General features: G+C 67.7%; 23 protein-coding genes. 15 read left to right on the top strand and 8 right to left on the bottom strand.

Annotated features, from left to right (window positions below):
• Positions 1 to 119: 119 nt before the first annotated feature.
• The 3 genes from ABS73_RS06830 to alr are packed head-to-tail and all read right to left on the bottom strand — an operon-like array spanning position 120 to position 2,619.
• The gene (locus ABS73_RS06830) at positions 120 to 845 is read right to left on the bottom strand and encodes an ABC transporter ATP-binding protein (RefSeq protein WP_277018061.1); all 726 of its coding nucleotides are present in this window, start codon (positions 843 to 845) and stop codon (positions 120 to 122) included.
• Complete coding sequence (locus ABS73_RS06825; protein WP_277018059.1) at positions 842 to 1,606, bottom strand: MlaE family ABC transporter permease; 765 nt, start codon at positions 1,604 to 1,606, stop codon at positions 842 to 844. Before ABS73_RS06825 ends, ABS73_RS06830 begins: the two co-directional genes overlap by 4 nt.
• Positions 1,603 to 2,619, bottom strand: a complete 1,017-nt coding sequence (gene alr / locus ABS73_RS06820) for an alanine racemase (RefSeq protein WP_277018057.1) — start codon at positions 2,617 to 2,619, stop codon at positions 1,603 to 1,605. The genes ABS73_RS06825 and alr overlap by 4 nt, the downstream gene beginning before the upstream one ends.
• A 173-nt stretch (positions 2,620 to 2,792) precedes the next feature.
• On the opposite strand from alr, the gene ABS73_RS06815 reads away from it, so the two are divergent.
• The 7 genes from ABS73_RS06815 (at position 2,793) to ABS73_RS06785 (ending at position 8,349) form a co-directional block, all read left to right on the top strand.
• A complete protein-coding gene (locus tag ABS73_RS06815) occupies positions 2,793 to 4,325 on the top strand; it encodes an acyl-CoA carboxylase subunit beta (protein ID WP_277018054.1) in 1,533 nt (510 codons plus the stop codon).
• Positions 4,326 to 4,530: 205 nt separating this feature from the next.
• Complete coding sequence (locus ABS73_RS06810) at positions 4,531 to 4,683, top strand: hypothetical protein (protein ID WP_169306194.1); 153 nt, start codon at positions 4,531 to 4,533, stop codon at positions 4,681 to 4,683.
• Between the two features lie 87 nt (positions 4,684 to 4,770).
• Positions 4,771 to 5,184 (top strand): hypothetical protein, encoded by a 414-nt coding sequence (locus tag ABS73_RS06805; protein WP_277018053.1) that lies wholly within the window; start codon positions 4,771 to 4,773, stop codon positions 5,182 to 5,184.
• Positions 5,185 to 5,311: 127 nt separating this feature from the next.
• Positions 5,312 to 5,551, top strand: a complete 240-nt coding sequence (locus tag ABS73_RS06800) for a hypothetical protein (RefSeq protein ID WP_277018051.1) — start codon at positions 5,312 to 5,314, stop codon at positions 5,549 to 5,551.
• 81 nt (positions 5,552 to 5,632) lie between these two features.
• On the top strand, positions 5,633 to 5,845 hold the full coding sequence (locus ABS73_RS06795) for a YMGG-like glycine zipper-containing protein (RefSeq protein WP_136855147.1): 213 nt from the start codon (positions 5,633 to 5,635) through the stop codon (positions 5,843 to 5,845).
• 99 nt (positions 5,846 to 5,944) lie between these two features.
• On the top strand, positions 5,945 to 7,990 hold the full coding sequence (locus ABS73_RS06790; protein WP_277018049.1) for an acetyl-CoA carboxylase biotin carboxylase subunit: 2,046 nt from the start codon (positions 5,945 to 5,947) through the stop codon (positions 7,988 to 7,990).
• Positions 7,987 to 8,349, top strand: a complete 363-nt coding sequence (locus tag ABS73_RS06785; RefSeq protein ID WP_277018047.1) for a hypothetical protein — start codon at positions 7,987 to 7,989, stop codon at positions 8,347 to 8,349. The genes ABS73_RS06790 and ABS73_RS06785 overlap by 4 nt, the downstream gene beginning before the upstream one ends.
• 7 nt (positions 8,350 to 8,356) lie before the next feature.
• Here the strand turns inward: ABS73_RS06785 and ABS73_RS06780 are convergent, their stop codons facing one another.
• Positions 8,357 to 8,758: a DUF4174 domain-containing protein gene (locus ABS73_RS06780; RefSeq protein WP_277018044.1), complete on the bottom strand. Its 402-nt coding sequence runs from the start codon at positions 8,756 to 8,758 to the stop codon at positions 8,357 to 8,359.
• A 50-nt stretch (positions 8,759 to 8,808) separates the two neighbouring features.
• Between ABS73_RS06780 and ABS73_RS06775 the strand changes: the two genes are divergently transcribed.
• Entirely contained in the window at positions 8,809 to 9,486 is a 678-nt protein-coding gene (locus ABS73_RS06775) for a hypothetical protein (RefSeq protein WP_277018041.1), read from the top strand.
• On the opposite strand, the gene ABS73_RS06770 is transcribed toward ABS73_RS06775, so the two are convergent.
• A complete protein-coding gene (locus ABS73_RS06770; protein ID WP_277018039.1) occupies positions 9,452 to 9,652 on the bottom strand; it encodes a hypothetical protein in 201 nt (66 codons plus the stop codon). The genes ABS73_RS06775 and ABS73_RS06770 overlap by 35 nt on opposite strands.
• Positions 9,653 to 9,745: 93 nt before the next feature.
• A complete protein-coding gene (locus ABS73_RS06765) occupies positions 9,746 to 10,300 on the bottom strand; it encodes a DUF4174 domain-containing protein (protein ID WP_277018037.1) in 555 nt (184 codons plus the stop codon).
• Between the two features lie 57 nt (positions 10,301 to 10,357).
• Between ABS73_RS06765 and scpA the strand changes: the two genes are divergently transcribed.
• The 4 genes from scpA (at position 10,358) to ABS73_RS06745 (ending at position 15,253) form a co-directional block, all read left to right on the top strand.
• Positions 10,358 to 12,490: a methylmalonyl-CoA mutase gene (scpA, locus tag ABS73_RS06760; RefSeq protein WP_277018035.1), complete on the top strand. Its 2,133-nt coding sequence runs from the start codon at positions 10,358 to 10,360 to the stop codon at positions 12,488 to 12,490.
• 126 nt (positions 12,491 to 12,616) lie between these two features.
• Positions 12,617 to 13,441, top strand: coding sequence for a glycosyl transferase (locus ABS73_RS06755; RefSeq protein WP_277018033.1), 825 nt, complete (start codon positions 12,617 to 12,619; stop codon positions 13,439 to 13,441).
• A 7-nt stretch (positions 13,442 to 13,448) separates the two neighbouring features.
• Positions 13,449 to 13,889 carry a methyltransferase family protein gene (locus ABS73_RS06750; RefSeq protein ID WP_277018032.1) on the top strand — a complete coding sequence of 147 codons (441 nt, stop codon included), beginning with the start codon at positions 13,449 to 13,451 and terminating at the stop codon, positions 13,887 to 13,889.
• 74 nt (positions 13,890 to 13,963) lie between these two features.
• On the top strand, positions 13,964 to 15,253 hold the full coding sequence (locus ABS73_RS06745; RefSeq protein WP_136855138.1) for a homoserine dehydrogenase: 1,290 nt from the start codon (positions 13,964 to 13,966) through the stop codon (positions 15,251 to 15,253).
• A 114-nt stretch (positions 15,254 to 15,367) separates the two neighbouring features.
• Here ABS73_RS06745 and ABS73_RS06740 read toward each other — a convergent pair whose 3' ends face one another.
• Positions 15,368 to 16,294 carry a class I fructose-bisphosphate aldolase gene (locus ABS73_RS06740; RefSeq protein WP_277018029.1) on the bottom strand — a complete coding sequence of 309 codons (927 nt, stop codon included), beginning with the start codon at positions 16,292 to 16,294 and terminating at the stop codon, positions 15,368 to 15,370.
• Between the two features lie 199 nt (positions 16,295 to 16,493).
• Between ABS73_RS06740 and ABS73_RS06735 the strand changes: the two genes are divergently transcribed.
• Complete coding sequence (locus tag ABS73_RS06735; protein ID WP_277018028.1) at positions 16,494 to 16,808, top strand: hypothetical protein; 315 nt, start codon at positions 16,494 to 16,496, stop codon at positions 16,806 to 16,808.
• A 3-nt stretch (positions 16,809 to 16,811) separates the two neighbouring features.
• Here ABS73_RS06735 and ABS73_RS06730 read toward each other — a convergent pair whose 3' ends face one another.
• On the bottom strand, positions 16,812 to 18,014 hold the full coding sequence (locus ABS73_RS06730) for a phosphoglycerate kinase (RefSeq protein ID WP_277018026.1): 1,203 nt from the start codon (positions 18,012 to 18,014) through the stop codon (positions 16,812 to 16,814).
• 194 nt (positions 18,015 to 18,208) lie between these two features.
• Here ABS73_RS06730 and ABS73_RS06725 point away from each other — a divergent pair, with 194 nt between their 5' ends.
• Positions 18,209 to 18,715 (top strand): peptidylprolyl isomerase, encoded by a 507-nt coding sequence (locus ABS73_RS06725; protein WP_136855134.1) that lies wholly within the window; start codon positions 18,209 to 18,211, stop codon positions 18,713 to 18,715.
• Positions 18,708 to 19,355, top strand: a complete 648-nt coding sequence (locus tag ABS73_RS06720; RefSeq protein ID WP_277018024.1) for a peptidylprolyl isomerase — start codon at positions 18,708 to 18,710, stop codon at positions 19,353 to 19,355. Before ABS73_RS06725 ends, ABS73_RS06720 begins: the two co-directional genes overlap by 8 nt.
• The last annotated feature ends 130 nt before the right edge of the window (positions 19,356 to 19,485 follow it).

Below are 19,485 nucleotides of genomic sequence, written 5' to 3'. Positions count from 1 at the left end.
TCAGAGGGGTATGATCATGGTGGCAAGCGCGTCGGATTCGCACAAGTTGATGTTGGTCAGCTTTCGGGCGGAACTGCCCCTGTTTGTGGCAGAACGACGGCACCGGCGCAAAGGTTGCATCACGACGCGGCATCCGTGCCCCCTTGCACGGGCGCCCTGCCCAGAAAAGCGGCCAAGGCGGGCGCGCGATCCATGTCGCGGACCAGCCCGTCATGCGCGATCCGCCCCTGCGCCAGCAGCGCCACGCGGTCGCCGATGATGCGGCAGCTGTCCATGTCATGGGTGATGGTGATGGCGGTGGCCCCGGTCTCGGTCACGATGCCGCGGATCAGCGCGTCGATGGCCCGCGCGCGGATCGGGTCCAGCCCCGTGGTGGGCTCGTCGAAGAAAATCACCGCCGGATCATCGGCGATGGCGCGGGCCAGGCCCACGCGTTTCGCCATGCCGCCCGACAGCTGGGCGGGCATCAGGTCGGAAACCTCGGGGCCCAGGCCCACGCGCGCCAGCTTGTCCAGCGCGATGGCGCGGGCGCGGCGGTCGTCCATCCGCTGGCGCAGCCGGAACGCCACGTTCTGCCAGACCGACAGGCTGTCGAACAGCGCGGCGCCCTGAAACAGCATGCCGAACTGCGCCATGAAGCGGCGCCGGTCCAGCGGTGCGCCCTGCCACAGCACCTGGCCCGCATCGGGCGCCTCCAGCCCCAGGATGCAGCGCAGCAGCACCGATTTGCCGGTGCCCGACTGGCCGATGACGCACAGGCTCTCTCCCTGAGCGACGCTGAGGTCGATGCCGTCCAGGACGGGCTTGTCGCCAAAGGACTTGGTCAGGCCGCGCAGCGTGATCATTCGAAGAACAACCCCGTCAGCACGAAATTGGCCGCCAGGATCCCCACGGCGGCGGCGACGACCGCATTGGTTACCGCACGGCCCACGCCCGCCGCGCCACGCCCCGCGCGCATCCCGAACCAGCAGCCCGAGAGCGTCACCACCAACCCGAAGACCGCGCCCTTGATCAGCCCCGAGGTCACGTCCCAGGGTTCAAGATAGGCCCAGCTGTTGGCAATGTAGCTGGCCGAGTTGAACCCGAGCGAGGTCGTCCCCACCAGCCAGCCGCCCATGATGCCGATGATGTCGCCCACCGCGACCAGCACGGGCACGCACAGCATCCCCGCCCACAGGCGCGGCGTGACCAGCCAGCGCATCGGATCGGCCGACAGGGTGACCAGCGCGTCGATCTGTTCGGTAACGCGCATGGTGCCGATCTCGGCCGCGATGGCGCTGGCGACGCGCGCCGCGACCATCAGCCCGCCCAGCACCGGGCCCAGTTCGCGGACCATGCCGATGGCCACGATGGCGGGGACCACGTCGCTGGCCTGGAACCGCGCCCCGCCCGAATGGATCTGCAGCGCCAGCGCCGCGCCGGTGAACAGCGCCGTCAACCCGACGACCGGCAGCGACAGCCAGCCGATCTGGATCAACTGGCGCGCGATGGCCGCCCCGCTGCCCGGCCCCAGCCCCGCCAGACCGCGTGCCGCGAACAGCGCGACCGCCCCGATGGCGCGGGTCGCAGCAAGGGCGGGCCGTCCGATCGCGCGGATGGCGGTCACAGATAGGTCCGCTCGTAGCGCAGCCCCAGAGAGGTCAGCACCTCGTATCCGATGGTTCCGGCGATATCGGCCAGCCGGTCGATGGGCTGATGCGCGCCGATCAGCGTCAGCCGGTCGGGAACCGTCGCCAGCGCGGTCACGTCCACGGTGATCAGATCCATCGACACGCGCCCGACGATGGGACAGGCCGTGTCGCCCGCGAACAGATGCGCACCCTTGCCCGACAGCGACCGCAGGATGCCGTCGGCATAGCCCGCATCGACCGTGGCAATGCGGCAGTCGCGGGGCGCGTGCCAGCTGGCGCCATAGCCGACCATCTCTCCGGCGCGGACGTCGCGGGTCTGGATGACGCGCAGCGACAGCGTGACCACCCCCCGCGCATCGGCAAAGGGCATCCCGCCATAGAGGCCCACGCCCGGGCGCACGATGTCGAAATGGTAATCCGGCCCCAGCAGGATGCCCCCCGTCGCCGCCAGCGATCGCGGCACGCCGCAGCCATCGGTCATCGCGCGGAACGTGGCCAGCTGCGCGGTATTGGCGGGGTGGTCAGGTTCATCGGCGCAGGCCAGGTGCGACATGATGAAGGCGGGACCGGCGGCCAGCGCCTCGGCGCGGATGGCGGCCCATTCGGCGGCCTCCATGCCAAGGCGGTTCATGCCGCTGTCCAGCTGAATCGCAAAGGGCTGGCCGGGGCGCATGGCGCGGTCGCGAAAGAACTGCTCGGGGCTGTTCAGGACCGGGGTCAGGCCGGTCAGGTCAGCACCCGCCATATGCCCGGAAAGCACGTTGATGCGCGCATCGGGCGGCAGCAGCGGACGGATGGCCCGCCCCTCCTGCGCCAGGGCCACGAAGAAGTCGCGAACGCCCGCGCGGTACAGCGCCGGGGCGACGGTGGCGGCGCCCAGGCCATAGGCGTCCGCCTTGACCACGGCTGCCGCACGGGCGGTCGGGGCATGGGCGGCCAGCGCCGCGTGATTGGCCAGGATGGCCGCGATGTCGATCTGCAATCCCATCCGCGTGGCTTGCCCCCGCTTTGGCCCGCCGTCAAGGGGCCGCTGCAGGACGGAATTTGCAAGGTTGCAGTTCGCAACGCGCGACGTCCGCATTCTTTGCAAATTTACCCGAATCTGCTTTGCCGCGCGGCCCGGTCGATCTACCGTCCGGCAAAGCGACAGGGAGGCCCGCCATGAAGGATATTCTGCAACAGCTGGAGGAACGGCGACAGCAGGCCCGGCTTGGCGGGGGGCAGCGGCGCATCGACGCGCAGCACGCCCGCGGCAAGCTGACCGCCCGCGAGCGGGTCGAATTGCTGCTGGACGAGGACAGCTTCGAGGAATTCGACATGTTCGTCGCCCATCGCAGCACCGATTTCGGGATGCAGGATGACCGCCCCTATGGCGATGGCGTGGTGACGGGCTGGGGCACGATCAACGGGCGCATGGTCTATGTGTTCAGCCAGGACTTTACCGTCTTCGGCGGGTCGCTGTCGGAAACCCACGCCCAGAAGATCTGCAAGATCATGGATATGGCCATGCAGAACGGCGCCCCCGTGATCGGGCTGAACGATTCGGGCGGCGCGCGCATCCAGGAGGGCGTGGCCAGCCTTGCGGGCTATGCCGACGTGTTCCAGCGCAACATCATGGCATCCGGCGTGGTGCCGCAGATCAGCGTGATCATGGGCCCCTGCGCGGGCGGCGCGGTCTATTCGCCGGCGATGACCGATTTCATCTTCATGGTGCGCGACACCTCCTACATGTTTGTGACCGGTCCGGACGTGGTCAAGACCGTCACCAACGAGGTCGTGACCGCAGAACAGCTGGGCGGTGCGTCCACGCATACCAAAAAATCGTCGGTGGCCGACGGTGCGTTCCAGGACGATGTCGAGGCGCTGTCGGAAATTCGCCGCCTGTTCGATTTCCTGCCGCTGAACAACCGCGAAAAAGCGCCGACGCGGCCCTTCTTCGACGATCCGGCGCGGATCGAGCCCAGTCTCGACACGCTGATCCCCGACAACCCGAACCAGCCCTATGACATGAAGGAGCTGATCGCCAAGGTCGCGGACGAGGGTGATTTCTACGAGATCCAGAAGGATTTCGCGGGCAACATCATCATCGGCTTCATCCGGATCGAGGGGCAGACCGTCGGCGTGGTGGCCAACCAGCCGATGGTGCTGGCGGGGTGCCTGGACATCGACAGCTCGCGTAAGGCGGCGCGCTTCGTGCGGTTCTGCGACGCGTTCGAGATCCCGATCCTGACCCTGGTCGATGTTCCCGGTTTCCTGCCCGGCACCGGCCAGGAATATGGCGGCGTCATCAAGCATGGCGCGAAACTGCTGTTCGCCTATGGCGAGGCGACGGTGCCCAAGGTCACGGTCATCACCCGCAAGGCCTATGGCGGGGCCTATGACGTGATGGCGTCCAAGCATCTGCGCGGCGATTTCAACTATGCCTGGCCCACCGCCGAAATCGCGGTGATGGGCGCCAAAGGCGCGGTCGAGATCCTGTATCGCAACGAATTGGACGACGCGGACAAGATCGCGGCGCGCACCAAGGACTATGAGGACCGCTTTGCCAACCCCTTCGTGGCTGCCGAAAAGGGCTTCATCGACGAGGTGATCCAGCCGCGCAGCACGCGCCGCCGGGTGGCGCGGGCCTTTGCGTCGCTGCGTGGCAAGCGCCTGACGAACCCGTGGAAAAAACACGACAACATTCCGCTGTGACGGACAGGGACGGGCGCAGGGTGCACAAGATCGTGAATGATGCAGCAGGGCCACAGGGGGGCGGCGCTTTGGCGTCCGCGACCGCGCGTCCCTGTCTGATCGGGCGACCTGCGGCTATCATCGCGCGCAGGCCGGCCACCCAACAAGCCGACCACACCCCGAGCAGCCGGGCCCATTGCCGCCCGCCCTACAGGAGACTGTCCTCATGTCGAAAAAGATCATCCTCGGCCTCGTCCTGGTTTCGGCTTTCGCCGCCTGCCAGCGCCAGCAGCCCAACGACGTGTTCGTGCCGACCGCGCCCGCCGGCGCCATGGCCAACCCCGTCACGACCGAACCGGTCTATCGCGGCAAGTTCTGATCCACATCTTGTGATCATCGCGCGCGGGCGGGCCGCCTGCCCGCGCGCAGCGGTCCGTCCCGCGCGCCCCAGCACAGGGGCTACGCCATGCTAAAGCATCGCGGCTTTCCCGGGCGCCTGCCCGGCACCGATTTCCAATTCGTGATCCGTCGCGAGAATCGCAAGAAGGGCGCCACGCCCATCACGCGACGCGAACGGTTCAAGGACCGCCGGCCCGCCGACAAGCGCGCCGATGCGGGTTTCCTGTCCGCGCTGATCGCGAATTTCGGCGACGAACCCTTTCCGCGCGGCAACCTTGACGCTGGACGCCTGTCCTGGCTGATCGGCCGCGAGGTCGTGGCGGTGGGCGAATTCGATCCCGCCGATTACGACCAGATGCTGCGCGTCGACATGACCGCAGCCGAGGCTGCCTTCCCCGAACTGTTCGTGACCGATGCCGCCCCCGCCTTTGACTGGGACGACACGGATGCGTGGGACGACGACGAGGCGGATGACGACTGATGGGCGATTTGGCGCTGAACCCCTTGATGTCACACGCATGTCAGTTTGACGCGGGGTGCGGCCGTGCGATAACCCGTCACCACCACCAACCGGCCCGCAGCGGGCCCATCAATACAGGCTTCATATCATGCAGAACCTCTTCACCCTCCGCGTCGCCGGTCTGGCATTCGTCGCAGCCGGTCTGGCTGCCTGCGCACCCGGCTATCAGGGCGGCGGGATCACGCCTGACGCGCAGCGCGCCGCAGGCGGTGCGGTTGCCGGTGCGGTCATCGCACGCGCCCTCAACGAAGACATCGCGACCGGTGCGGCCATCGGTGCCGTCGGCGGCGCGCTGTGCGACGACGCGGGCGTCTGCCAGCGCCGCTGATCGGCGCCTCGGCGACCGACGTGAAACGATCCGGCAGGATGCGCGTTGCGCTCCTGCCACCATAACCAGGGAACTCTCATCATGCCGAAATTCTTTGCCGTCGCAGCCCTTGTCGGCGCAACCGCCGTTGCAGGCTGCACCCAGGGCATCAACCCCACCGACACCGACCGCGCGCTCATCGGCGCAGGCGTCGGCGCGACCGCAGCCTCGGTCAGCGGTGGCAACGTCATCCGCGGCGCGGCCATCGGTGGTGCTGCCGGTGCGCTGTGCAACGACTTCCAGCTGTGCCAGTAACAGCCTGATCGGCGCGCCCGTCGCGCCATCACTCTGCCAGGCCGTCCCGAGCGTCATGCTCCGGGCGGCCTTTTCACATGCCGTCCTGGGGGGGAGCCCATGTTCAAGAAAATCCTGATCGCCAACCGGGGCGAGATCGCCTGCCGTGTCATCAAGACCGCGCGCCGCATGGGCATTGCGACGGTCGCCGTCTATTCCGACGCCGACCGCAACGCGCTGCATGTCAAGATGGCGGATGAGGCGGTCCATATCGGCCCCTCTCCGGCGAACCAGTCCTATATCGTGATCGACCGCATCATGGACGCCATCCGCCAGACCGGCGCCGAGGCCGTCCATCCCGGCTATGGCTTCCTGTCCGAGAACCGGCTGTTCGCGCAGGCGCTGGAGGCCGAGGGCGTCGTCTTCATCGGCCCCCCCTCGGGCGCGATCGAGGCGATGGGCGACAAGATCACCTCCAAGAAGCTGGCGCAGGAGGCAGGCGTCAGCACCGTGCCCGGCCATATGGGCCTGATTGCGGATGCCGATGAGGCAGCGGCCATCAGCGCCCAGATCGGCTATCCGGTGATGATCAAGGCCAGCGCGGGCGGCGGCGGCAAGGGCATGCGGATCGCCTGGAACGACGACGAGGCGCGCGAGGGGTTCGAATCGTCGAAATCCGAAGCCGCCAACAGCTTTGGCGACGACCGGATCTTTATCGAGAAATTCGTGACCCAGCCCCGCCATATCGAGATCCAGGTGCTGGCCGACCAGCATGGCGGCGCGGTCTATCTGCACGAGCGTGAATGCTCGATCCAGCGCCGCAACCAGAAGGTCATCGAGGAGGCCCCCTCGCCCTTCCTGGACGAGGCCACGCGCGCCGCGATGGGCAGCCAGGCCGTGGCCCTGGCCAAGGCCGTCGGCTATACCAGCGCGGGCACGGTCGAATTCATCGTGGACGGACGGCGCAACTTCTATTTCCTTGAGATGAACACCCGCCTGCAGGTCGAGCATCCGGTGACCGAGCTGATCACCGGCGTCGATCTGGTCGAACAGATGATCCGCGTCGCCGCCGGAGAGCCGCTGCCCTTTGCGCAGGAGGATCTGAAGATCACCGGTTGGGCGATGGAAAGCCGGCTTTACGCCGAGGACCCCTATCGCGGCTTCCTGCCGTCGATCGGGCGGCTGACCCGCTATCGTCCCCCGGTCGAGGTGGCGGCGGGGCCGATGCTGTCGGGAGGCAAGTGGCTGGCCCATGGCGCGCCCACCGGCGCGGCGGCGGTCAGGAACGATACCGGCGTCTACGAGGGCGGCGAGATCAGCATGTTCTATGACCCGATGATCGCGAAACTGTGCACCTGGGCGCCCACGCGCGCTGAGGCGATCGAGGCGATGCGCACCGCGCTGGACGGGTTCGAGGTCGAGGGGATCGGCCACAACCTGCCCTTCCTGTCGGCGGTGATGGACCATCCGAAGTTCGTCGCGGGCGACATCACCACCGCCTTCATCGCCGAGGAATATCCCGACGGCTTCCAGGGCGCGACCCTGCTCGAGGATGACCTGCTGCGCCTGGCCGCCGCTGCCGCCGCCATGCACCGCGTGGCCGAGATCCGCCGCGCCCGGATCAGCGGTCGCCTGGACAATCACGAGCGCCATGTCGGCGAGGATTGGGTGGTCTTTGCCGGCGGCCATGACTGGCCCGTGCAGATCAGCGCCGATCGCGACGGCGCCGATGTCGCCATCGCCGGGCGTACCCTGCGGGTCGAGGGCGACTGGCGCCCCGGACAGTCGCTGGCCCGGCTGGAGGTCGACGGCCGCCCGCTGGTTCTCAAGGTCGACAAGATCCCGGCGGGCCTGCGGCTGCGGATGCGCGGCGCCGACCTGAAGGTGCATGTGCGCCGCCCGCGCGCGGCGGAGCTGGCGCGGCTGATGCCCGAAAAGCTTCCGCCTGACACGTCGAAATTCCTGCTGTGTCCGATGCCCGGCCTGATCGTCAAGGTCAACGTGGCGGAGGGCGACGAGGTGCAGGAGGGTCAGGCCCTGGCCACGGTCGAGGCCATGAAGATGGAGAACATCCTGCGCGCCGAACGTCGCGGCGTGGTCAAATCCGTCAACGCGGCGGCGGGCGAAAGCCTCAAGGTCGATGACGTGATCATGGAGTTCGAATGATCCGCACCCTGCCCGCCTGGCTGCTGGCCGCCCTGATCGCCCTGACCGGGGCGGCGGGCGTGCTGGCGGTGGCGGGCGGGACGACCGTTCCCCTGGGCGGGACAGACCTGCCGCTGGCCTATGTCCTGCCGCCGCTGGTGGGGCTGGCGCTGTTCCAGCTGGTGTTCGGCACGCTGGCCGGGCGCTGGCGGGGCCTTCGGTACTGGCTGATCGCGCTGCCGCTGTCGGCGGTGATCTGGGGCGGGGCGCTGGTGCTGCTGCTGGACGATCGCCTGACGGTGGGTCAGGCGCTGGCCGCGGCGGTGGCGGGGCATCTGGCGGCGGGGCTTGCGGCGCTGACCGCCGGGTCGCGGCGATGACCGGGGTTCAGTTTGCCTCGCGGCGGCGCATCGGCATGCTGTCGATCAGCGCGATGATCCGGTCGGCGGTGACGGGGTCGGACTGGTCCAGCTTGACCCCGCCATCCTTGCCGATCAGCAGCACCCGGAACCCCGCACCCGCGTCCAGCGCGTCGGCGCCCGGGCCATCGGTCAGCAACACCACGTCACGGTCGGCCAGGGCCGCAGCCTGCGCCTGCAACACGGCGATCTGGTCCCGGACCTGCACCTGCGGGCCCAGCACCAGAACCGGGCGCGCCTGCCAGCGCAGCGCGCGCAGCGTGTCGCCCTCCACCGGTGTCACGGTCAGCGCTGCCCCTCCACGCGCGGTATCGGCGGGGGCCATCACGGGCCACAGGGCCATCACGGCAGTCAGGCACAGGCGGGTCATCGGCGATCTCCTTGTCATGACAGGACGCGCGGGTCGCACGGCAGGTTCCCATGGCCCCGCTTGACGCCCATCTCAGCCCGCAATTGCAGCAGGCGGTCGTCACCGGCCTGTTCGTCGCCATCGGCTGGATCGTGGTCGCGGCCCAGACCCGCCGTCGCGACGCCGCCCTGCGCCGCGCGCGCGAGACGGACCTGCAGCGCGCCCTGCTGGCCGAGATCCGCGCCCATGTCTTTGCGCTGGAACAGCAGACCCCGACACCAGAGGACGCGGCCCTGCTGATCGCACGCATGGCCACGGGCGATTTCGTCCCCACCCTGCCCCAGCATGCGAATGACCGCATCTTTGGTGCGGTGATCGCCGATATCCATATCCTGCCCGCACCGATCATCGACCCGATCGTGCTGTATTACCGGCTGCTATCGATCATGGGCGCGCTGGCCACGGACCTGCGCCGCATTGCGCGCAACGATCCGCCGCGCGCCGCGCAGATGATGGCCGATTACCTGTCGCTGATGGAGGAAACCCGCGATACCGGCATCCAGGCCATTCGCGTGCTGACCGAAAGCCTGCAGGGCGGCGCCGAGGCGGTGAACCGGATGCTGGATGCGGATGAGGCGGCGTCCGTTGCACAGATGGCGCAGCGCCTGCCTGCGGAACTGGCCCAGATGCGCGACCGGCTGGCCGCGCGCGATGTCAGTAGCCGATCTTCGGACCGGAGAGACCGGTGATGGGACGCAATCCGATCGCGCGCACGATCTCGTTGGCGCGGCTGACGGCGGTGGGCTTTGGCTTGGCCTCGGGGCGGGCTGCACCGATATCGGCGCGGCGCGGGGCTGCCGGGGAATGGGATGGCGCTGCGGATGCGGCGCTGCGGTCTGTACGCGATTTGGCCATGATCCTGTCCTCTCAAGCACCGGACACCCTGCCCGATGCTGTCCATGATATAGGGAACGCGCCGCAAATCCACAAGTTTCGCGCCCCGGCGGCCTATCGCAGCAGGCTTCCGCGCCCGACCTCCTGGCGTCGCAGCGGCAGCCGGTCGATGGCGCGCCCGATCTCGCGCACGTCCCAGGGGCTGGGGCGGCGGATCTTGACCTGCCCGTCCTTGTCGATCACCAACAGCGAAAAGCCCTGGGGCCGCAGCTGCTGTCGCCACAGGCTGTTCGCGGCAGGATCGCTGTCGATCACCACGACCACGTCGCGCCCCGCCAGGGCCGCCGCACCGCTGCGCAGGGATTCGACCTGGCGCAGGAAGGACGGATCGTCGGGCGTGTCGGCAAAGACCACCACCGGCCGCTGCGTCCACAGGAACGCATCCGGCCGCACCTCGGCCGCGTCCAGGATCTGCATCGCGGCGCCGGGACGCGCCGCGTCAGTTTCTGGTTGGTCGGGAGCGGGTTGCTGGCTCTGGACCGGTGGCAGGCGGGCGGAACTGCCCTGCGACCGGGTGTCGCGCACTTCCTCTGCGTCGGGTGCGGGCGCGTCACGCGCCGGGCCCATGGCGGCAAGCGCCATCACGAAAATCATAAATTTCAACTTCATCGGCACCTCGTCATGCTTTGAATATAGGGCAGGACGGGCCGCAGGAAAGGATGGATCATGACAAAACCCACACTGCAGGATTGGCGCAAGCTGGCCGAGACGGAGCTGAAGGGCCGTGACCCCGACAGCCTGACCTGGGACACGCTGGAGGGTATCGCGGTCAAGCCGCTCTATACCGCCGCCGATCTGGAGGGCATGGCGCATCTGGACGGCCTGCCCGGCATCGCGCCCTTCACCCGCGGCCCGCGCGCCACGATGTATGCGGGCCGCCCCTGGACGATCCGGCAATATGCGGGCTTTTCCACGGCCGAGGCGTCGAACGCCTTTTACCGCAAGGCGCTGGATGCGGGCCAGCAGGGCGTGTCGGTGGCCTTCGATCTGGCGACCCATCGCGGCTATGACAGCGACCATCCCCGCGTCGAGGGAGATGTCGGCAAGGCAGGCGTGGCCATCGATTCGGTCGAGGACATGAAGATCCTGTTCGACGGCATCCCCCTGGACCGCGTGTCGGTGTCGATGACCATGAACGGCGCGGTCATCCCGATTCTGGCGAATTTCATCGTGACCGGAGAGGAGCAGGGCCATTCCCGCAAGGTGCTGTCCGGGACCATCCAGAACGACATCCTCAAGGAGTTCATGGTCCGCAACACCTATATCTATCCGCCCGAACCCAGCATGCGGATCATCGCGGACATCATCCAGTATACCTCGGACGAGATGCCCAAGTTCAACTCGATCTCGATCTCGGGCTATCACATGCAGGAGGCGGGCGCGAACCTGGTGCAGGAGCTGGCCTATACGCTGGCCGACGGGCGCGAATACGTGCGCGCCGCCATCGCCGCCGGGATGGACGTGGACGCCTTTGCGGGGCGGCTGTCGTTCTTTTTCGCCATCGGCATGAACTTCTTCATGGAGATCGCGAAACTGCGCGCCGCCCGCCTGCTGTGGCACCGGATCATGACCGAATTCGCGCCGAAAAAGGCGGGCAGCCTGATGCTGCGCACGCATTGCCAGACCTCGGGCGTGTCGTTGCAGGAGCAGGACCCCTACAACAACGTCATCCGCACGGCATATGAGGCGATGTCGGCGGCCCTGGGCGGCACGCAATCGCTGCACACGAACGCGCTGGACGAGGCGATCGCCCTGCCCACGGAATTCAGCGCCCGCATCGCCAGGAACACCCAGCTGATCCTGCAGGAGGAGACGGGCATCACCAACGTGATCGACCCGCTGGCCGGCAGTTATTACATCGAGAGCCTGACGGCCGAGCTGGCCGACAAGGCCTGGGCGCTGATCGAGGAGGTCGAGGAGATGGGCGGCATGACCAAGGCCGTGGCCTCGGGCATGCCCAAGCTGCGCATCGAGGAGACGGCGGCGCGCCGCCAGGCCCTGATCGACCGGGGCGAGGACGTGATCGTCGGTGTGAACAAGTACCGCAAGGAGACCGAGGACCCGATCGACATCCTGGACATCGACAACGTCGCCGTTCGCAAGAGCCAGATCGAGCGGCTGGAGCGCATCCGCAGCCAGCGCGACGAGGCGGTCGTGACCGCCACCCTGGCCGAGATCACCCGGCGCGCCCGCGAGGGCGGCAACCTGCTGGAGGCCGCGGTCGAAGCCGCGCGCGCCCGCGCATCCGTCGGAGAGATCAGCACCGCGATGGAGGAGGTGTTCGGCCGCCACCGCGCCGAGGTCCGCACCCTGGCCGGGGTCTATGGTGCGGCCTATGAGGGCGACGAGGGGTTCGCGCAGATCCAGCGAGACGTCGAGGCCTTTGCCGAGGAGGAGGGCCGCCGTCCCCGCATGCTGGTCGTCAAGATGGGTCAGGACGGCCATGACCGCGGCGCCAAGGTGATCGCCACGGCCTTCGCCGATATCGGGTTCGACGTCGATGTGGGCCCGCTGTTCCAGACCCCCGAGGAGGCCGCGCAGGACGCGGTGGACAACGATGTCCACGTGATCGGCATCTCCAGCCAGGCGGCGGGGCACAAAACACTGGCGCCCAAGCTGATCGAGGCGCTGAAGGCGGCGGGCGCGGGTGACATCCTGGTCATCTGCGGCGGGGTCATTCCCCAGCAGGACTACGATTTCCTGCGCCGCGCCGGGGTCAAGGCGATCTTTGGCCCGGGCACCAACATCCCTTCGGCCGCAGCGGACATCCTGGCCCTGATCCGCGCCACGCGCCCCTGAGGATTGCGTCCCGCGACGGCGGGGGGCCAGCCCCCCGCACCCCCCGCCGTCAGCGCCCGTCGCAGGCCGGTCTTGCCCCGCAGCGCGGGCTGTGAAACGCTGCGCGCAAAGCGGATGGGAACAGCGATGAACGACGGGCGCAACGGATCGATCAAGCAGATCATCTGCATCAAGTGGGGCACCAAGTTCGGGCCGGAATACGTCAACCGCCTGCATGCGATGGTCGCCCGCAACATCACGCCGCCCTTTCGTCTGTATTGCTTTACCGATGACGGCACCGGGCTGCATCCTGACGTAGGGGTCCGGCCCCTGCCCGATTTCGTCTATCAGGCGCCGGTCAACACGCGCGGCAAATGGCCGAAATCGCGGCTGTGGGGCGATCTGGGGGACGTGACGGGGGTCGTGTTGTTCCTGGATCTGGACGTCATCGTCACCGGCGATCTGGACGCATTTTTCGCGCATGGCGACCCGGACGACACCATCCTGGGGCTGAACCCCAACACGCCTTTCGAGAAGATGGGCCAGACCTCGGTCTATCGGATGCGGGTGGGCAAGCTGGCGCCGCTGCAGCAGATCTTTGCCGCCGATCCGCAGAGGGTGGCAGATACCTACAAATACGAACAGCGGTTCGTCACCCGCAATGCGCCCGGCGGGGTCCGGTTCTGGCCGCGCGGCTGGCTGGCGCATTTCCGTTTCCACTGCGTGCCGACCTTTCCGACGAACTACTGGCGCGATCCGCGCATTCCGGTGGGCACGCGCATCGTGATGTTCCCCGGGAGCCTCAACCCGCCCGACGCCATCCTGGGGCGGTGGGATGAGGTCGATCAGGCCCGCCCGCCGCTGGCCCATCTGCGCGCGGCCTTTACCGGCGACCGCCGCGAAGGCTTCCTGAAGCATCTGCGCCATTACGTCCGCCCTACGCCCTGGGTCGCGGATCTGTGGCGCGAATGAGGCCCGGATGCGCCTGACACCGGATCTGCCGCCCGTCTGGCTGGCAGGTTTTACGGGCGTGGCCTGGCTGACGGGCCGGGTGCTGCCGCCGCTGTCCCTGCCCGCCTGGCCGGGATGGGTGCTGGTGGGCGCAGGCCTGCTGCTGGCGGGCTGGGCGGCGCTGAGCATGGCGCGGGCGCGCACGACCGTTGACCCACACGGCCAACCGGCAGCCCTGGTGACGCACGGACCCTTCGCATGGTCGCGCAACCCGATCTATCTGGCCGACCTGCTGATCCTGCTGGGCCTGTGCCTGATGTGGAACGCTTGGCCCGCGGCCCTGCCGCTGGCCTGGGCCTTTGCGCGCGTCATCGCGACCCGGTTTATTGCGCCCGAGGAACGCCGCCTGGCCGCCCTGTTTCCAGCCGAGTACCCCGCCTACGCCGCCCGCACGCGCCGCTGGATCTAGACGCGACCGCATCGCGCGTTGCAACAGGCGGCCCGGCGCGCTAACACCCGCGAAATCAAGGATGAGAGGCACTCATGTCGTCCCCCCTCCGCCTCGGCATTGCCGGGCTTGGCACCGTCGGGATCGGTGTCGTCAAGATCGTGCAGAAACACGCCGACCTGCTGGCCATGCGCTCGGGTCGGCCCGTGGCGATCACCGCGGTCAGCGCCCGCGACCGCATGAAGAACCGCGATGCGGACCTGTCGGGCTATCGGTGGGAAACCGACCCGATGGCCGTCGCCACTGCCGATGACGTCGACCTGTTCATCGAGCTGGTCGGCGGCGACGCAGGCATCGCCCGCGACAGCATCGAGGCCGCGCTGCGCTCGGGCAAGGATGTCGTGACCGCCAACAAGGCCCTGCTGGCCATGCACGGTCAGGACCTTGCGCAGCTGGCCGAAAGCCTGGGCCGCGTGATCCGCTTCGAGGCCGCCGTGGCGGGCGGCATTCCGGTCATCAAGTCGATGACCGAATCGCTGGCCGGCAACCGCATCACCCGGGTGATGGGCGTCATGAACGGCACCTGCAACTACATCCTGACCCGGATGGAAAGCGCGGGCCTGCCCTATGACGCCGTCTTCGAGGAGGCGCGCCAGCTGGGCTATCTGGAGGCGGACCCGACCCTGGACGTGGGCGGCATCGACGCGGGCCACAAGCTGGCGATCCTCTCCTCGATCGCCTTCGGCACGCAGGTCAATTTCGACGCCGTCGAGATCGAGGGGATCGAGCGCGTCAGCATCGACGACATCCACCGCGCCCGCGACATGGGCTATCGCATCAAGCTGCTGGGCGTGGCGCAGATGACCGCCCGCGGGCTGGAACAGCGCATGTCCCCCTGCCTCGTGCCCGCGGACAGCCCCCTGGGGCAGCTGGTGGGCGGCACCAACATGGTGGTGATCGAGGGCGACAGCGTCGGTCAGATCGTCCTGCGCGGCGCCGGTGCCGGCGAAGGCCCCACCGCCAGCGCCGTCATGTCCGACATCGTGGAAATTGCCCGCGGCGTGCGCCTGCCGGTCTTCGGGCAGCCCGCCGATACGCTGACCGTGGCCCAGCCCGCCCGGACGGCCGTCCCCGCCGCCTATTACATCCGCCTGGAGCTGCAGGACAAACCCGGCGCCTTGGCCAAGGTCGCGACGGTCCTGGGCGATGCCGGCATCTCGATCGACCGGATGCGCCAATACGGCCAGCACAGCCCCGCCAGCGTCCCGGTCCTGGTCGTCACCCACAAGACCACCCCCGAGGCCATCGATTTCGCCATCGAGGCCCTGCCCCGCACCGGCGTCCTGGTCAGCGACCCGGTCGAGCTGCGCATCGAAGAGGTTTGAAAGAGGGGGCCGAAAGGCCCCCGTCCCGCGCCGTCAGGCGCTTGATGGCGCCGCGCCCCCTTGGGGGCGCGTCCGCTGGATCGCTCAGGTGGCCCCGGATCAGGCAGCCTCCGATCAGGCACCCTTGTAGATGTCGACCAGCTTGCCCAGCATCTCCAGTGCATCCTCACGCGACCGCTGAAAGCTGTTCCGCCCGATGATCGAGCCGTTGCCGCCCCCCTCGCGGATCGCACGCGCGTCGTCGAACACCGCATCGACCCCCTTGGCCGCACCGCCCGAAAACACCACGATACGCCGCCCGCCAAAGCTGGCCTGCATGCAATGCGCGACCCGCTTGGCCTGGCTGGACACGTCGATGCCCTTCTCCTCATAGACCTTCTTGGCCTCGGGCAGCATCAGGTGGTCGGTGGACAGCTTGATCTTGATGATATGCGCGCCGATCAGCGCCGCGATCTGGGCGGCATAGGCCGCCACGTCGATGGCCGTCTCTCCGTCCTTGGTCACGGCCTCGCCGCGCGGATAGGACCAGATGACTGTGGCCACGCCCTTGGCGGCGGCCTCGCGGCGCATCTCGACGATCTCCTCGAACATGTCCAGCGCCATGTCCGAGCCGGGATAGATGGTGAATCCCACCGCCGCGCAACCCAGACGCAGGGCATCGTCCACCGAAGCGGTGATCGCCTGGTTCTTGCCCGCCGTGTCCGACATCAGGCTGTTGGCGCTGTTGACCTTCAGGATGGTCGGGATCTGGCCCGCGAACGTATCCGCGCCCGCCTCGATCATGCCCAGGGGCGCGGCATAAGCGTTCAGCCCCGCGTCAATGGCCAGCTGATAATGATAATGCGGGTCGTATCCGGCCGGGTTGGCCGCAAAGGACCGTGCGGGGCCATGCTCGAACCCCTGGTCGACGGGCAGGATGATCATCTTGCCTGTACCGGCCAGCTTGCCGGTCATCAGCATGCGCGCCAACTGCGCCTTCACGCCCGGCGTCTCGCCTTCGTAATTGGCCAGGATGCGGCGCACCGTGTCGGTCATCTGCATGGGACTCTCCTCTATTTCGGCTGCTGGATAGCATGCAGACCACCCGCGGCAATGCTGGTTACGCTAACAAATACAGGGGGATTTGCGAACGCCGCCGGCCCGCGCACGTTATCGCTAAAACCTTAACGACAGTTGAATCGAGTTTCAGACGAATTTTCGGCATATCATGGGGTCAGGCCCGTGCCCGAAAGGAGAAGCCATGTTCATGACCACGACCCTGGCGCATTACCAGGTGCCGATCTTCGGCATCGGGTCCAGCGCCCTGGAGACCCGGATCGGCGCCGATCAGCGCGCGATCTGGATGCGCCCGATCTCATCCGGCGCCACCCAGACCGAGATGCTGCCCGCCCTGACGGTGCAGAGCCCCGAACGCGTCACCCCGCCCCTGGCCTATTTCCAATGGCTCAAGATGCTGTCGGACTATGAGTCGCAGGCCCGGGGCCTGCCCCCGGCTGCCGGCCCCGAAGGGCCGACCGGGGTGCCGGGCGATGCAGGCCAGCCCGCATCGCCCTAGGGGTCAGCGGCGCGCGGCCTCCAGGGCTGCGACGCCTGGCAGGGTCTTGCCTTCCATCCACTCCAGGAACGCACCGCCCGCGGTGGAGATGAAGGTAAAGCCCTCTGCCGCCCCGGCCTTGTTCAGCGCCGCCACGGTATCGCCACCCCCGGCGACCGAGACCAGCGCGCCCTGCGCGGTCAGCTCCGCCGCCGCACGGGCCGCCGCGTTGGTGGCGGCATCGAATGGCTCGATCTCGAAGGCGCCCAGCGGGCCGTTCCAGATCAGCGTCTTGCAGGCCGTCATGGCCTGACGCAGCGCCTCGACCGTGTCAGGACCGGCATCCAGGATCATCGCATCCGCCGGGCACTGATCGACCGGCAGAGTCTGCGACTCGGCACCCGCCTTGAATTCGCGCGCGACCACGATGTCCACGGGCAGGTGGATCTTGCACCCCGTCGCCTCGGCCTTCTTCAGGATGGCGCGGGCGGTATCCGCCATGTCGCGCTCGGCCAGCGATTTGCCGACCTCAACTCCCTTGGCCACCAGGAAAGTGTTGGCCATGCCGCCGCCGATCACCAGATGATCGACCTTTTCCACCAGGTTCGTCAGCAGCTCCAGCTTGGTCGAGACCTTGGCGCCCCCCACGACCGCCATCACTGGCCGCTGCGGATCGCCCAGGGCTGCGTCCAGCGCCTTCAGTTCGGCCTCCATCAGGCGGCCTGCACCGGCGTTCAGCAGCCGCGCCAACGCCTCGGTCGAGGCATGCGCCCGGTGCGCGGCCGAGAACGCGTCATTCACATAGGCCCCGCCCAGCGCCGCGAGCGATGCCGCAAAGGTGGCGTCATTGGCCTCCTCTCCGGCATGGAACCGCGTGTTCTCCATCAGCGCGATCTGGCCAAGCTTCAGGGCCGCCACGACCCGCTTGGCCGGTCCGCCGATGCAGTCGTCGGCAAAGACAACCTCCTGGCCCAGCGCTTTCTCCAGCGCGGGGACGATCTGGCGCAGGCTCATGCTGTCCACGCGCTGTCCCTTGGGACGGTCGAAATGCGCCAGCAGCACCGGGATGCCGCCCTTGGCCTGGATGGCCTTAACGGTGGGGACGATCTTTTCGATCCGGGTGGCGTCCGTGACCTGCCCGTTCTCGACCGGCACGTTCACGTCGACGCGGGTCAGCACGACCTTTCCGGCAAGATCCATGTCGTCGATGGTATTGAACTTGGCCATGTCGCATCCTTCGGTGTCGCAATGTCGCGAACTTGTCCCGCATGGCGGTCGCGCCGTCAACCGCAGCCGTTCGGCAAAGCCTTGCCGGGACCACCCGCGGCGGGCCTGTTCCGCGCGCCGTCACGGTTTCGCGCGTTGCCCTTCGGCGCATCAATCCCTAGATCAGGGGACGAACACGGCAAAAGGAGGCCCGCATGGCCGAGATCAAGGATCCCGAGAACACCATCGTCATCACGCTGAAGGACGGTCCCGTCGTCATCGAGCTGCTGTCGGATGTTGCCCCCAAGCACACCGCGCGCATGAAGGAGCTGGCCCGCGCCGGTGCCTATGACAACGTGGCCTTTCACCGGGTGATCGACGGCTTCATGGCACAGACGGGCGATGTCGCGAATGCCAACATGGAAAAGAACTACAATCCGGGCCGCGCCGGCACGGGTGGTTCCGACATGCCGGATCTGCCGGCAGAGTTCTCCAAGCTGCCGCATGACCGGGGCACCATCGGCGCCGCACGGTCGCAGAACCCCAACAGCGCGAACAGCCAGTTCTTCATCAACTTTGGCGACAACCATTTCCTGAACGGTCAGTACACGGTCTATGGCCGCGTGATCGAGGGCATGGAGCATGTCGACAAGATCGCGCGCGGCGAACCCCCGGTGAACCCCGACCGCATGATCAGCGTCAAGGTGGCCGCCGATGCGTAAAATCGCCCTGATCCCCGCCCTGCTGATGCTGGGCACCGCCGCCACCGCCCAAGGCACCAACCCGGCCGTCGAGGATACCGATGGCCCGAACATGGTGATCGAGGTCGCCGATGCCGAGGGCAATTCCAAGGGCACGATGGTTCTGGATCTGCGCGAGGACCTGGCCCCCAACCACGTCGCCCGCCTGGTCGAGCTTGCGCAGTCGGGTGCCTATGACGGCGTCGTTTTCCATCGCGTGATCGACGGCTTCATGGCGCAGACCGGCGACGTGCAGAACGGCCGCCAGGATGGCGACACCGCCATGGCCGGCATGGGCGGCAGCGACCTGCCCGATCTGGAGGCCGAGTTCAGCGACGCCACCTTCGATCGCGGCACCGTCGGCATGGCCCGCGCGATGGACCCCAACAGCGCGAACAGCCAGTTCTTCATCGACCTGGCCCCCGCGCCCTTCCTGGACGGCGAATACACCGTCGTCGGTCAGCTGATCGAGGGCTGGGACGTGCTGGACAGCATCAAGAAGGGCAACTCCGCCGCCAATGGCGCGGTCGAGGAACCCGACTACATGCTGTCGGTCACCATTGCAGATGGCGACATTCCGGCGGAGGAGACCCCCGCCGAAGAGACCGAAGCCGAGGGCTGAGGCCCCGCGACACAAAGGATCAGGGGGCTTCGGCCCCCTTTATGGATGGCCCGCCCCTCCCGCCGATCTCCGTGTAGGATGTCGGTGTTCAATGGAGGAAGGAGCGGACCATGAGCATTGTGATCGTTGG

The organism is Paracoccus sp. SCN 68-21 (assembly GCF_001724535.1).
GTDB lineage: Bacteria > Pseudomonadota > Alphaproteobacteria > Rhodobacterales > Rhodobacteraceae > Paracoccus > Paracoccus hibiscisoli.
The sequence above is the reverse complement of the archived record's forward strand: the minus strand, read 5'-3'. Positions and strand labels throughout refer to the sequence as shown.